A 14,179-nucleotide genomic window follows, 5' to 3' on the forward strand; every position below is an offset into this window, starting at 1 on the left:
CCTCACCCGCACCGACGACCTGCTCCCCCGGAACTTAGCCGTGAACCGCCAGGCTCACCCTCCGAACGCTGCCGATCAGGCGCGGCCGGAGGCGGCGCTATCGGAGCCACCCACGGCCGGTCCGGGCGTCCCCGCCGGGCGATCAGCCGGGGATCGCCACTCCGTCGCGGCCGGGATCGGCGCCGCCGTCCCAGCCGGCCGCGGTACGGCGCAGCGCGTGCACCCCGGCGAAGCCATAGGACATCGCCGAGCGCCGGGTCGGGTAGCCCATCGCCTGCAGCTCCCGCTCGGTGCGGCGCAGCACGCGGTTGGTCAGGTCGATCGTGTCGGAGGTGGTGCAGAAGCGCGGCGCCGACACCGCCTCGAGCGCCGACATGTCGAAATCCACCGCATTCAGGATCCCCTGCAGCACCCCCATGGTGATGAAGGTGCCCCCCGGCGCGCCGATCACGAATGAGGGCCCGGCCTTGTCGACGAGCATGGTCGGGCACATCGCGGTGAAGCGCGACTTGCCCGGCGCCAGCGAGCCGGCACGGCCCGGGCGCGGGTCGAAGACCCCCATGCAGCCGTTGTACATGAAGCCGAGCCCGTCGGTGACGACGCCCGAGGGCATGCCGATGGAATGGGTGAGTGCGACCGCGTTGCCGGCGCTGTCCACCACCGAGATATGCGTGGTGTCCTTCGACTCCTCGCCCCCCAGGTTGAGCCGCGGCACATGGGTCTTCTCGCCCCGGCGGATGCGCGCGGCCATCTCCGCGGCGAACGCCTTGGAGGCCAGCTCCTCGACCGGCACGTCGAAGAAGCGCGGGTCGCCGATGCGGGTGTCCTTCTCCACGGTGGCGATCTTCATCGCCTCGGAGACCGTCGCGATGTACTCGGCCGAGTTGTGCCCCATCGCGGACAGGTCGAAGTTTTCCAGGATGTTGAGCATCAGCACCAGCATCAGCCCGCCGCCGGGTGGCCGGTTGGTGGAGAGCCGGTGCCCGCGATAGCTCGACCAGAGCGGTTCGGTCTCGGTGGGGGCGACCTCGGCGAGATCCGCCGCCGAGAGCAGCCCGCCGTTGCGCTCCATGTCGGCCGCGATCTCCGCCGCGATGGCGCCGGTGTAGAAATCCTCCGGCCCGTGCTCGGCGATGCGCTCCAGCGTGCGGGCCATGTCCGGATTGCGCAGCCGCTCGCCGATCCGCGGCACCTCGCCGCCGGGGGCGTAGATCTTCGCCGTGGCGGGATAGCGGGTGACGAACTCGCGATGCGCCACGCGCCCGCCGCTCGGCACCTCGTCCCAGAAGGCGCGGACATGCGGGCGCACGGCGAAGCCCTCCCGCGCATAGGCGATCGCCGGCGCGAGCAGCGCCTCGAGCGGCCTCGTGCCGAAGCGGGCGAGCGCCTCCGACAGCGCCTTCAGCGTCATCGGCGTGGTGATCGACTGGTAGCCGATCTCGTTCACCGAGCCTTCGAGCAGGAAGCCGAAGCCGTCCTCGCTCTCGCCGCGGATCAGGTGCTGCCACATCTCCGGCCGCACTGCCTGCGGCGCGCGGCCGTGGAAGTCGAGCATCAGATGCGGTCCGCCCTCCATGCGGATCTGCATCGAGCCGAAGCCGGCGAGCCCGCACATGATCGGGTCGACCACGGTCTGCACGAGGGCGCAGGCCACCGCGGCATCCACGGCGTTGCCGCCATCGCGGAGAATGTCGGCGCCGGCCTCGGCGGCCTCGGGCTGGGGGGCGGCGATCATCGCCCTTGCGGGGGTCATCGGGCGGCCTCCGCGAGCCGGGCGAGATCGGGCAGCGGCCGGGCGCAGCCCTCGATGCCGGCGAGCGCCTGCTCCAGTGCCATGGCGGCGGCGAGCACCTTGCGGTCGGCCCCCATCGGCCCGAGCACCTGGATGCCGAAGGGCATGCCCTGCGCGTCCAGCCCGCAGGGCAGCACCGCGGCGGTGGCGAAGGCCATGGTCGGGGCATAGGTGATCGCCAGCCAGCGCATGTAGGTGGGCATCGGCATGCCGTCGATCTCGGAGACGAAGAGTTCGGAATGCGGGAACGGCGAGACGCTGGCCGCCGGGGCGATCAGCACGTCGTGCTTCTCGAAGAAGGCGTGCCAGCGGCGATAGATCCGGGCCTGCTCGGCCTGCGCCCGGGCGACATCGCCGAGGGAGTATTCCAGCCCCCGCTCGCAGTTGTCGATCACGTTGCGGTCGAGCAGCTCGCGGCGGTTGTCGAGATGGTCGCGATGGGCGGCGACGAAGGCGACCCCGCGGGTGACTTCGAAGACGTCGTGCACCTCGCCCATGTCCGGATGCGCGCGTTCGAGCCGGCCGAAGAGCCCGCCGAAGCCGGCGAGGCGCTCCTCGAAGACCGCGGCGATCTCCTGCGCGATCGGGGCGCAGCCGAGATCCACCGAGGCGGCGACGCGCAGGCTCGAAAGATCGGCCGGCCGGATCGGGTCCGCCACCGCCGCGACGCCGGGGTGCGAGAACGGGTCGCGCGGGTCATGCACCGCCATGGCGGCGGTGAGCAGATGGGTGTCCGCCATGTCGCGGCCCATGGCGCCGTTGACGCCGAAGGGGCTGAGCACCGCCGCGGCGCCGGGCAGGGGGGCGACGCCGAGCGAGGGGCGGAAGCCGGCGATGCCGCAGAACGCCGCCGGGGTGCGCACGCTGCCGCCATAGTCCGAGCCGGTGGCGAGCGGCGCCATGCCGGTGGCCAGCGCCACCGCCGAGCCACCCGAGGAGCCGGCGCAGGTGCGCGCCGGGTCGAAGGGGTTGCCGGTGGGGCCGAAGAGCCGGTTGGTGGAGTTCGCCCCGGCGCCGAATTCCGGCAGGTTGGTCTTGGCGAAGATCACCGCGCCGGCCGCGCGCAGCCGCGCCATGCCGGGTTCGTCTTCCTCCGGCACGGCATCCTTGAAGATCAGCGAGCCATGGGTGGTGCGCATCCCCCTGGTCGCGCGGTTGTCCTTGGCGGCGAGCGGCAGCCCGTGCAGCGGCCCCAGCGCATCGCCCCGCATCACCGCGGCCTCGGCCGCGCGCGCATCGGCCAGCGCGGCGTCGGGGTCGAGCGTGACGATGGCGTTCAGCGCCGGGTCCACCGCGGCGATGCGGTCGAGGCAGCTCTGCATCAGCTCGACCGGCGAGAGAGCGCGAGCCCCGATCAGGCGCCGCGCCGCCACCGCGGAGAGGTCGCAGGGCGCGGTCATGCCGGGCCCCCGCTCTCGCCGAGATCCCAGTAAAGCGCGGTCATCAGCTCCATCGCCTCGCGGCAGACCGGCAGCAGCACATGCTCGTCGGGCGCGTGCTGCGAGCAGCCGGCATAGGAATGCGGCACCCAGATCGCCGGCTGGCCCAGGAGGTCGGTGAAGAGGTCGTTGCAGATCGAGCCGCCCATCTGCGGCAGCACCGCCGGCGCCTGGCCGGACTGGCGCTGGATCGCCTCGCGCACCCAGGCGGCCCAGGGCGCATCCGGTTCGGTCCGACTCGCGGCAAAGCCCGCCGCATTGCCCGCCGGCGGCTCGGAGACGCGCACCGCGCCGTGAAAGCCCTCCCGCTCGAGATGGCGGCGCAGTGCCGGCAGCACGTCCCCGGCGTCGGTGCCCTTGATGAAGCGGAGCTGGCAATGCGCCCGCGCCCAGGGGGCGATGGCGTTGACCGGGCTCTCCGGGATGCCCGAGAGCATCGCGAGCACCGCGAACGAGTTCCAGGCATAGACCCGCTCGGCCGGGGTGAGATCGGGCTCGCCCCAGTCCGGCTCCACCTCGGGCCCGCCGGCGCCGCCGTCGAGCTCGACACCGTCGAGCAACTCGCGCACCAGCGGGCGGATCGGCTCCGGCCGCCATTCCGGCACCCGGATCTCGCCGCGCGGCGAGACGATGGTGGCGATGGCATGGGCCAGGATCGTCGCCGGATCGGCCAGCGCGCCGCCCCAGTTGCCGGAATGGTGCCCGCCCTCGCGCAGGTCGCAGACCAGGTCGAAATTCACCGCGCCGCGGTTGCCGAGGGAGATCGTCGGCCGGTCCGGGCGCACCCTTGGCCCGTCGGAGCCGATGAAGACATCCGCCGCGAAATCCGCCTTGTGCGCCGCGATCACCTCGCGCAGGCCGCGCGAGCCGTTCTCTTCGCCCATCTCGATCAGCATCTTGGCGTTGAAGCCGAGATGCCCGCGGACCTCGAGCACGGTCGCCATGGCGCGGATGTCGATCAGGTGCTGGCCCTTGTTGTCGGCGGTGCCGCGGCCATAGAGCCGGTCGCCGTCGCGGGCGAGCTGCCAGGGGCCGGCGCCCTTGGTCCACTTGTCGTCGAGCCCGCGGATCACGTCGCCATGGCCATAGCCGAGCACGGTGGGCAGCTCCGCGCCCTCGTGGCGGGTGGCCAGCAGCACCGGGCCGCAGCCCTCGAAGGGGTTCTCCAGCATGTCGCAGGCGAAGCCGAGATCGGCCAGCATCGGCACGATCTCCTGGCAGAGATAGCGCCGGCAATGGGGCAGGCCCTCGGGCACCTGGCTCTCGGAGGGGATCGCGACGAGGCGGGCGAGCTCCGCCTCGAACTCGCCATTGTCGACATAGGCCGTTGCCCTGGCCAGGGCATCGGAACGGGCGCTCATCGGGTGGTCTCCTCCTCGGGCTCGTCATGTTGGTCAGGCGCGTGCAGCAGGCATTCGACCATGCCGTCGCCGATGCGAAGCGGGTCCGGCGCCACGGTGCAGCAGCGCGGCATCGCCTTCGGGCAGCGCGGGTGGAAGCTGCAGCCGGCGGGGATCTCCAGCGGGTTGGGGAAGGCGGCGCCGAGATGGGTGTCCGGGATGCCGAGGGAGGGGTCCGGCGTCAGCACCGAATCGAGCAGCGCCCGCGCATAGGGGTGGCGGGCCTCGGCGAACAGCCCGGCGGTGGGCCGCTCCTCGACGATGCGGCCGAGATACATCACCGCGACGCGGCTCGCCATGTGCTCGACCACCGAGAGATCGTGCGAAATCAGCAGGTAGGTCAGGCCGAATTCGCGCTGCAGGTCCTGCAAGAGGTTGAGGATCTGCGACTGCACCGAGACGTCGAGCGCCGAGGTCGGCTCGTCGCAGATGATGATCGAGGGCCGGTTGATCAGCGCGCGGGCGATGGCGACACGCTGGCGCTGCCCGCCGGAGAGCTGGTTGGGATAGCTGTCGACCACCCGCGCGGGCAGGCCGACGAGATCCATCGTCTCGGTCACGCGCCTGGCGATCTCGGCGCCGCCGAGATCGGTCTGCACCCGGAGCGGCAGGCCGATGATGGTGCCGATCGACTTGCGCGGGTTGAGCGAGGAATAGGGGTCCTGGAAGATCGGCTGGATGCGGCGTGCGGTCTCCAGCCGGTCCTGCCCCGAGATCGGCGCGCCCTCGAGCAGGATCTCGCCCTCGCTCGGCGGCATCAGCCCGAGGAGGAGCTTGGCCAGCGTGCTCTTGCCGCAGCCGCTCTCGCCCACCAGGCCGACCACCTCGCCGCGGCGGATGGTGAAATCCACCCCGCGCACCGCATGCAGCGCGCGCCGGGGCTTCATGAAACCGCCGGAGACGGAGAAGCTTCGCCGCACGCCGCGGGCCTCGAGCACGGTCTCGCTCATGCCGGCGCCTCTTGGGTTGCGGGGGTCTCGGGATCGAGCACGCAGCGATAGCGGTGCCCGCTGCCGCTGCCGTCGCGCAGCGCGATGTCGCCCTTGCGGCAGCGCGGCTCGACCAGCGCGCAGCGATCGGCGAAATGGCAGCCCTCCATGCGCCCGATCAGCGAGGGCACGACGCCGGGGATCGCGCCCAGATGCTCGCCCGGGCGGCTGCGGCCGGGGATCGGGATGCAGCTCAGCAGCCCGCGCGTGTAGGGATGGCTCGGCGCGCCGTAGATCTGTGCCGCGGTGCCGGTCTCGACGATCTGCCCGGCATACATCACCGCCACCCGGTCGGCGACGCGGGCCACCACGCCGAGATCGTGGGTGATCAGGATCATGCCGGCGTGGAACTCGCGCTGCAGCTCGGCCATCAGGTGCAGGATCTGCGCCTGGATGGTGACGTCGAGCGCGGTGGTCGGCTCGTCGGCGATCAGCAGATCGGGGTTGCAGATCAGCGCCATGGCGATCATCACCCGCTGGCGCAGCCCGCCCGAGAGCTGGTGCGGATACTGCCCGAGCCGGCTCGCCGCCGCGGTGATGCCGACCCGCTCCAGCATCTCCACCGCGCGCTCGCGCACCTCGCGGCGCGAGAGCCGGGTGTGCCGCTCGAGCGGCTCGGCGAGCTGGTCGCCGATGGTGTAGGCCGGGTTCAGCGAGGTCATCGGCTCCTGGAAGATCATCGACATCCGGTTGCCGCGGATATCCGACATCGCCCGCTCCGACTTGCCCGCCAGCTCCTCGCCGAGCAGCGAGAGCCGCCGCGCCCGCCGCTCCGCCCGCGAGGGCAGCAGCCCCATCAGCGAGAGCGAGGTCAGCGACTTGCCGCAGCCCGACTCGCCGACGATGGCCAGCGTCTCGCCGCGGGCGACGGTGAGAGAGACCTCCTGTACCGGGTGCAGCATCCCCCCCGTGACTGGGATATCGACGCTCAGCCCCTCGACCTCGAGTACCTGCTCTGCCATGGCTCAGCTCCGGTTCTCGGGCGCGGTGACGTCGCGCAGCCCGTCGCCCAGCAGGTTGATCGAGAGCACCAGCAGGAAGAGCGCGGCGCCGGGGATGGCGATCAGCCAGCCGTCGAAGAACATCAGCCCCTTGGCCTCGGAGATCATCAGCCCCCAGGATGGCTCGGGCGGCTGCACGCCGAGCCCGAGGAAGGAGAGCGCCGCCTCGAGCAGGATCGCATGGGCCATCTCGACGGTGGCGACGACGATCAGGCTGTTCATCACGTTGGGCATGATCTCCGAGAGGATGATCCGCGCCCGCGAGCAGCCGATGGCCTCTGCCGCGGTGACGAAATCGCGCCCGCGGAGCTGCATCGTCGCCGCCCGCATCACCACCGCGAAACGGTCCCAGATCAGGAGCCCGAGCACCCAGATCACCACGCTGAGCGAGGAGCCGACGAGGCTCACCACCGCGATCGCCACCAGCACCACCGGCAGCGAGAGCCGGGTGGTGATGATGAAGTTGCACACCATGTCGACCCGGCCGCCGAAATAGCCCCCGGCGACGCCGATGGCGGTGCCGATCACCATGGAGATCAGCATCGCCGCGAAGCCGATCAGCAGCGAGATCCGCGCGCCGTAGAGCAGCCGGGAGAGATAGTCCCGCCCGAGCTGGTCGGTGCCGAGCGGATGTTCCCAGGTCGCCTTGGCGCTGTCGAACCACACCGGCGGGATCAGCTTGCGGTCGAGCACCTGGTCGAACGGGTCGTGCGGCGCGACCATCGGCGCCAGCAGCGCCATGGCGAAGATCCCGATCAGGATCACCGCGCCGAGCACGAAGCCGGCATGGCCGAAGGCGCGGCCGCGCATCCGGGCGGCAGGGGAGGGGGCGAGCACGGCCTCGGCCGCGCCGGTCACGGGGTCGGTCACGGCCATGTCAGGCGGTCCTCAGACGGGGGTCGAGCCAGGCGTTCAGCATGTCGGCCAGGAAGGTGAGCAGGATGTAGAACACCGAAAGCACCAGCACGATGGCCTGCATCATCGGCAGATCGGCGCGCTGGATGCTCTCCCAGGCGAGATAGCCGAGCCCGTTGATGGCGAAGATCGTCTCGATCACGATGGAGCCGCCGAGCATGAAGCCGAACTGCACCGCGGCGAGGCTGACCACCGGGATGATCGCGTTCCTGAGCGCGTGCTTGAACAGCACGGTATGCGGGCGCAGGCCCTTGGCGCGGGCGGTGCGGATATAGTCGGTCGCCAGCACGTCGAGCATGCCGGCCCGGGTCAGCCGCATCACCGCCGGCGTCACGTAATAGCCGAGCGCGATCGAGGGCATCACGAAATTCGCCCAGCTGTCGGATCCGGTGATCGGCAGCAGCCGCCAGGTGATGCCGAACCAGAGCACCATGGTCAGCGCGAACCAGAAGGAGGGCATCGCCTGCCCGATCACCGCGATGGTCAGCGCCAGCCGGTCGATCAGGCTGTTGGGCCGGATCGCCGCCAGCACGCCGAGCGGGATCGACAGCACCAGCGCGAAGGTCAGCGCGCAGGCGCCGAGCAGCATCGTCGTCGGCAGCCGCTCGAAGATCACTTCGGCGACCGGCGCCTTCAGATAGTGCGACTGGCCGAAATCGCCGGTCAGCGCGCGGCCGAGCCAGTCGAGATACTGCACGAGGATCGGCCGGTCATAGCCGTAGTAGCGCCGGATCGACTCGATGTCCTCCTCGGTGGCGGATTCGCCGGCCAGCGCCACCGCCGGATCGCCCGAGAGATAGATCATCGAGAAGGTGATGAGCGAGACGGTGAGTGCAACAAGTACCGCGACACCGAGCCGTCTCAGCAGATAGGCGAGCATGGCTGGGGCCCTCCGCCCTGGCTGATCCTGGCCAGTCCGCCACCGGCGCCCGCAGACGCCGGGAGCGGACTGGCTCGGACGCCGGTCTTACTTCCAGGAGGCCGCGTAGAAGCGCGGGATCTCGTCGGAGGTCGGCTCGAAGTTCAGGTCCTGCGAGAAGGCGTAGTATTTCGCATAGGTGAACATCGGCAGCCAGTAGAGCTCGCCCGAGATCTTCGAGAGCGCCTTCTTGTAGACCTCCTTGCGGACCGCCGGGTCGGTGGTGGTGTCACCCTCCTTCAGGAGCGCGATGACCTCCTCGTCCTTGGCCGGGTCGTCGCGCCCGCCGGAGAAGAAGTGGCTGGTGCTGGCCGAGATGTCGGGGATCGAGTTGGAGCCCCAGGTCATGTGGTTGATCGGCGCCTTGCCCTCCCAGACGAGGTCGCGCAGCGCGCGATACTGCAGGAAGGTGAGCTTGGCCTTGATGCCGACGCGCGCCAGATCGCCGATCACCGCCTCGGTGAACTCGCGCTGGCGATAGGCATAGATGTCGAACTCGAAGCCGTCCGGGTAGCCCGCCTCGGCGAGCAGCGCCTTGGCCTTCTCCGGGTCATACTCCCACTGCGGCACGTCGTCGGTGCAGCCGAACTGGTCCGGATGGCAGGCGGCATGGATCACCACCGAGGCCGGGCCGACGAGGTTGCGCGTGATCGACTCGCGGTTGATCGCATGGGCCACGGCCTGGCGCACCTTGGGGTTCGTGAAGACATCGGTTCCGGAGGTGCCCTCCACGTCGAAGGCCATGTAGGAGATCCGCATGGTCTTGGCGTTGGCCACCGTGATCTGGCCGGTCTCCTCGAGCCGCTCGGCCTGGTCCTTCGGCACGTCCCAGATCCAGTCGATGCCGCCGGTGAGCAGCTCGGCGATCTGGGTGTTGGGTTCCTTCAGCGTGCGGAAATGGATCTTGGAGATCGCCGGGCTGCCCTTCGGCCCGCCCGCGAAATAGTCCGGGTTGGCCTCCCAGTGCACGTATTCGCCGGCCTTCACGTCGACCGCCTTGTAGGGGCCGGTGCCGACCGGGGCGACCGCGGCATAGTCCTTCTTGCCGTCGGCGCCGACCGGGGCGCTGTCGTAGTGGCCCTCCGGCACGATGAAGACCGCGCCCGCCATGTAGGCCAGCGCCGCCGGGAAGGGCGCGTTCAGATGGATGCGCACCGTGTTGTCGCCGGTGACCTCCGCGCTCTTCATCCAGTTGACGTTCTTGATGGTCAGCACGCCGCTGTCCTCGGCGACGACGTGGTTGACCGTGTAGGCCACGTCCTCCGGCCCGAAGCTGGTGCCGTCATGGAAGCTCACGCCCTCGCGCAACGTGATGTCCATGGTCATGTTGTCGACCCATTCCCACTCGGTCGCCAGCAGCGGCTCGTATTCGCCGGTCTCGAGGTTGCGGAACAGGAGCGCATCCCAGCCGAGATGGCCCATGATCACCAGTTCGCGGGTGTTGTTGTAATAGGGGTCGACGACGGCCACCTCGCGGTCGGTCGACCAGACGAGCGTGTCGTTGGCCTTGCCGGCCTGCGCCGGGCCGGCAAGCGCGCAGGCTAGCGCGGTTGCGGCGCCGAGCGCGGCATATCCACTGGCTCTCATGGTCACGATACCTCCTGTTGGAACGGTTGAACCCTGTCAATGCGTTGCGGTGCGGCCGGTCTCTCCGCCGGCCTTGCGCGATCACTCTGGCACCCGTGAAAGCTGTGGGCAAGCGTCGAGCGTGCCCGATTTTCGCGGCGCCGCTCGGAGGGCTCGCATCTCGGACCGCAACCGTTAGGATGGCGGCCATGCCCGATCCACTCGATCCGCGCGCATTGCCGCGCGCCCCCGCAACCACCGGCGCGACGCGCTCCGATCTCCACGGCATCCTCTGGATGCTGATCTCCTGCGCGCTGCTCTCCGGCGTCGCGGCGCTCGGCCGTCATGCCGCGCTTGCGGGGGTGCCGCTGCTGCAGATCGTGTTCCTGCGGCTCGCCTTCGCGGTGCTGGCGATGGCGCCGATCCTGGCGCATCGCGGGCGCGGGATGCTGCGCACGCCGCATCTCCGGCTCTACACGCTGCGGGTGGCGATGGGGCTGGTGGCGATGACGAGCTGGTTCGCCGCGATCTCGCTGGCGCCGATCGGCGAGGCCACGGCGATCGCCTTCCTGATGCCCCTGCTGGCGACGATGGGCGCGGCGCTGTTCCTGGGCGAGACCGTGGGCTGGCGGCGCTGGGGGGCGATCGTCGTCGGGTTCCTGGGCGCGCTGGTGATCCTGCGGCCGGGGATCGCGGAGGCCTCGCCGGGGGCGCTGATCGCGGTGTTCTCGGCGCTGGCGATGGCGGCGGCGAGCCTGATGATCAAGCAGCTCGCCGATCGCGACCATCCCGACACGGTGGTGCTCATCACCCTGCTGATGCAGACCGTGGTGATGCTGCTGCCGGGGCTCTGGGTCTGGCAGCCGCTCACCGCGGAGCTCTGGCTGGTGATGGCCTGCATGGGGCTGTTCGGGATGCTCGGGCACATCACCCTGGCGCGGGCGCTGCGCGCCGCCGATGCCTCGGTGGTGATGGGAATCGACTTCGCCCGGCTGCCCTTCGCGGTGCTGTTCGGCTGGCTGCTGTTCGGCGAGCTGATCGACATCTGGACCTGGATCGGCGCCGGGATCATCTTCGGCTCGGCCTTCTACACCGCCCGGCGCGAGCGGCGGCTGGCTCAGAGCAGCGGCAGCGAGAGCGTGCAGCCCGCCGCCCCGGTGGCGAGCTCGAAGCCGCCCGATCCGCCATAGGGCCAGATCGTGAAGTTGTCCCGGTCGGTCCCGGCGATGCGGAGCCCGATGCGGTGGCCCTGCCGGAATTCCCACCCTGTCGGCAGGAAGGCGATGCGCCGGCGGACCTGCCGGCCGGCCGGCAGCGGCGCCGCATCGGCGCGGCGGAAGCTCGGCAGCGGCCAGGTGGCCCTGTAGGTGGGGCTGTCGTCCTCGCCGCCGTGGAGCGCGCGCAGCATCCCCTCGGTGACATAGCGCCGGCGTCCGTCCGGGGCGATGTCCTCGAGATAGGCGAAGAGGCTGGCATCCGGCGCCTCCGAGGCCAGCACGAGATCGAGCACCGCATGGCCGAGCAGCGTCGCCGCCTCGGCCAGCGGCGCGGAGCGGAAGGCGAGATCGGTGTCGCGGCGGTCCTCCCAGTCCGGGTAGAAGGTGCGCACGTCGCGGATCTGCAGCCGGCCCCAGCGGGTGCCGAGGCCGGTGGTCTGCGCCGGATCGACCCGGTGGGAGAGCGTGCCCGCCGGCCCCGGGGTCTCCTCCAGCGCGCCCTCGGCGAGGTGCAGCACCCGCGTCTGGCGATGGGGCGGCCAGGCCGCGGCCGCCTCCCAGCGCTCCGCCCCCATCACGTGGAGATGCACCGGCGCCTCCGCCGCGAGCCCGGTCTCCCGCCCCGCGACATGGGTGTCGAAGAAGCGGAGCACCTCGCCCAGCACCGGGAACTCGGGCGTCTCCTGCGCGCGGAACGGGCTGGCATTGACCCGTGCGCCGTGGTCCCAGGGGCCGATCAGCAGCCGCTTCTCGGCGCAGGGCGTGCTCAGGAACCGCGAGATCGCGCCGCCAGCATAGGCGCCGTCCATCCAGCCGGAGATCGAGAGCACCGCGAGATCCGCCCGCATCTCCGGCGCGGCGGCATGGGGGCTGAAGCTGTCCGGCGTGAAGCCGGGATCATGCGCCAGCCCGTCGTCGCGGAACTGGAACTCGCGCAGGAAGTCCTGCATCTGCGCGTTGGCGTCATGGGCCGCGATCGCCGCGGCGAGCAGCGCGCCGTCCGGGTCCTCGTCCACCGGCGCCGGGCCCTCGAGCGACGGATCGGCGAAATAGGCATAGCGCCGGAGCGCCGCGCGCCGGTCGCGGTCGAGCGCGTCGCAGATCGCCGCATAGCCGTCGATCAGGTCGGTGAGCCGCAGCCCGCCGGGGTAGAAATGGTCGCGAAAGCTGTCCCAGACCGCGCTGATCGGGGCGATCGCCTTCAGCGCCGGGTGCCCGGAGGCCGCCGCGAAATCCGCCGCCGCGCCGAGATAGGAGATGCCGGTGGCCCCCAGCCGCCCGTCGCACCAGGGCTGGCGCGCGATCCAGTCCACCACCTCGGCATAATCGGCGCGCTCGGCGGGGGAGCGGAAGCTGTCGCGGCTGCCGAAGGAGGCGCCGGTGCCGCGCACATCCACCGCCACCAGCGCATAGCCGCGCGGCACGAAGATGTCGCGATAGGCGGCGATGTTGGGGCTCGGCTCGGCGCTGCTGCCGGGGGCGAGGCGGAAGCGGCGGTAATAGGGCGTGAAGATCACCACCGCCGGCACCGGGCCGGGGGCCGGGTCGGGCAGGTGGATGTCGAGCGCCAGCCGCACCCCGTCGCGCATCTCCAGATAGCGTGAGACCGGCGCCGCCCGGCCCGCCTCCGCCGGCCGGCCGTCGAGATAGCGGCAGGGGTCGCAGCCCCAGGCCGCGGAGCCCCTCGGATCGTCTCCCATGCGTACTGCCCCCTCTGGACCCCCGGCCGCCGATCTGCTTCGCTGGCCAGCCTAGCGGCCGGGGCCGCGCGGGCAAGAGGCGGACAGGGGGCGATCATGCAGATGCCGGACGAGCGGGAGATCCTCGCGGGGCTGCGGGACTGGGTGGAGATCGAGACGCCGACGGGGTACGTCGCCGGGATCAACCGGCTGATGGACATGGTCGCCGGCCAGTTCGCGGCGCTCGGGGCGGAGATCGAGCGGATTCCCGGGCGCGACGGGCAGGGGGACCATCTCTCGGTGGCGCTGCCCTGGTCCGGCCCGGCGGAGACCCCCGGGCTGCTGGTGCTCTGCCATCTCGATACGGTGCATGCGGTGGGCTCGCTCGCCAGCATGCCGTTCCGCGTGGAGGGCGACCGGGCCTATGGCCCCGGCATCGCCGACATGAAGGGCGGGGTCTACATCGCCTACCGCGCGGCGCGGGCGCTGGTGGAGGCGGGGGCGGCGACGCCGCTGCCGCTGCGCTTCCTGCTGACCTCCGACGAGGAGACCGGCAGCGCCACCTCGCGCGCGCTGATCGAGGCGGCGGCCGACCGGGCGGCCTATGTGCTGGTCACCGAGCCGGCGCGCAGCGGCGGCAAGATCGTGACCGGGCGGCGCGGCCTCGGGCGCTATCGGCTGACCACCCGCGGCCGGCCGGCCCATTCCGGCACCAACCATGCCACCGGGCGCAGCGCGATCCGCGAGATGGCGCGGCAGGTGCTGGCGATCGAGGCGATGACCGACTACGACCGCGGCGTGACACTGAATGTCGGGCAGATCCATGGCGGCACCTCCGACAACACGGTGCCCGAGCATTGCACCGCAGGGGTCGATCTGCGGGCCGATTCGAACGAGCTGCTGACCGAGATGGATGCCCGGCTGCGCGCGCTCGCGCCGGAGGACCCGGACGTGACGCTCAACCTCACCGGCGGCCCCAACCGCCCGGCCTATCGCAAGACGCCGGAGATCGCGGCGCTGTTCGAGCATGCGAAGGGGCTGGCGGCGGAGGCCGGCTGGGTGCTCGAGGATCTGCATACCGGGGGTGGCAGCGATGGCAGCTTCGTCGCCGGCCGGGTGCCGACGCTGGATGGGCTCGGGGTTGACGGCGCCGCGGCGCATACGCCGGACGAGCACCTCTTCGTCTCCTCGCTGGTGCCGCGCATGGTGCTGCTGCGCCGGCTGATGGAGACGCTGGGCGGCTGAGCGCGCCGGCCGGCCGG

11 protein-coding genes are annotated in these 14,179 nt (G+C 71.1%); 2 read left to right on the forward strand and 9 right to left on the reverse strand.

The features are described 5' to 3' along the window. Nucleotides 1-142: 142 nt before the first annotated feature. The 8 genes from ggt to QSJ97_RS14600 form a co-directional block, all read right to left on the reverse strand. Nucleotides 143-1,753, reverse strand: a complete 1,611-nt coding sequence (gene ggt / locus QSJ97_RS14565; RefSeq protein WP_285672508.1) for a gamma-glutamyltransferase — start codon at nt 1,751-1,753, stop codon at nt 143-145. Continuing rightward, the gene (locus QSJ97_RS14570; RefSeq protein ID WP_285672509.1) at nt 1,750-3,192 is read right to left on the reverse strand and encodes an amidase; all 1,443 of its coding nucleotides are present in this window, start codon (nt 3,190-3,192) and stop codon (nt 1,750-1,752) included. The genes ggt and QSJ97_RS14570 overlap by 4 nt, the downstream gene beginning before the upstream one ends. Next, nucleotides 3,189-4,592, reverse strand: coding sequence for a M20 family metallopeptidase (locus tag QSJ97_RS14575; RefSeq protein WP_285672510.1), 1,404 nt, complete (start codon nt 4,590-4,592; stop codon nt 3,189-3,191). The genes QSJ97_RS14570 and QSJ97_RS14575 overlap by 4 nt, the downstream gene beginning before the upstream one ends. Continuing rightward, nucleotides 4,589-5,581, reverse strand: coding sequence for an ABC transporter ATP-binding protein (locus tag QSJ97_RS14580; RefSeq protein WP_285672511.1), 993 nt, complete (start codon nt 5,579-5,581; stop codon nt 4,589-4,591). The genes QSJ97_RS14575 and QSJ97_RS14580 overlap by 4 nt, the downstream gene beginning before the upstream one ends. Further along, nucleotides 5,578-6,582 (reverse strand): ABC transporter ATP-binding protein, encoded by a 1,005-nt coding sequence (locus QSJ97_RS14585; protein WP_285672512.1) that lies wholly within the window; start codon nt 6,580-6,582, stop codon nt 5,578-5,580. The genes QSJ97_RS14580 and QSJ97_RS14585 overlap by 4 nt, the downstream gene beginning before the upstream one ends. Nucleotides 6,583-6,585: 3 nt before the next feature. Next, nucleotides 6,586-7,497, reverse strand: coding sequence for an ABC transporter permease (locus QSJ97_RS14590; protein ID WP_285672513.1), 912 nt, complete (start codon nt 7,495-7,497; stop codon nt 6,586-6,588). 1 nt (nt 7,498) lies between these two features. Then, complete coding sequence (locus tag QSJ97_RS14595; RefSeq protein ID WP_285672515.1) at nt 7,499-8,416, reverse strand: ABC transporter permease; 918 nt, start codon at nt 8,414-8,416, stop codon at nt 7,499-7,501. 87 nt (nt 8,417-8,503) lie between these two features. Then, nucleotides 8,504-10,042 carry an ABC transporter substrate-binding protein gene (locus QSJ97_RS14600; RefSeq protein WP_285672516.1) on the reverse strand — a complete coding sequence of 513 codons (1,539 nt, stop codon included), beginning with the start codon at nt 10,040-10,042 and terminating at the stop codon, nt 8,504-8,506. Nucleotides 10,043-10,230: 188 nt separating this feature from the next. On the opposite strand from QSJ97_RS14600, the gene QSJ97_RS14605 reads away from it, so the two are divergent. Continuing rightward, the gene (locus QSJ97_RS14605; RefSeq protein ID WP_285672517.1) at nt 10,231-11,211 is read left to right on the forward strand and encodes a DMT family transporter; all 981 of its coding nucleotides are present in this window, start codon (nt 10,231-10,233) and stop codon (nt 11,209-11,211) included. Here the strand turns inward: QSJ97_RS14605 and QSJ97_RS14610 are convergent. Further along, nucleotides 11,139-12,938, reverse strand: a complete 1,800-nt coding sequence (locus tag QSJ97_RS14610) for a CocE/NonD family hydrolase (protein ID WP_285672519.1) — start codon at nt 12,936-12,938, stop codon at nt 11,139-11,141. The two genes, QSJ97_RS14605 and QSJ97_RS14610, sit on opposite strands and share 73 nt — an antisense overlap. A 96-nt stretch (nt 12,939-13,034) precedes the next feature. On the opposite strand from QSJ97_RS14610, the gene QSJ97_RS14615 reads away from it, so the two are divergent. Next, nucleotides 13,035-14,162, forward strand: coding sequence for a M20 family metallopeptidase (locus QSJ97_RS14615; RefSeq protein WP_285672520.1), 1,128 nt, complete (start codon nt 13,035-13,037; stop codon nt 14,160-14,162). Nucleotides 14,163-14,179: the final 17 nt, after the last annotated feature.

It is taken from the genome of Paralimibaculum aggregatum (genome assembly GCF_030270585.1).
In the GTDB taxonomy this organism is placed as follows: domain Bacteria; phylum Pseudomonadota; class Alphaproteobacteria; order Rhodobacterales; family Rhodobacteraceae; genus Thermohalobaculum; species Thermohalobaculum aggregatum.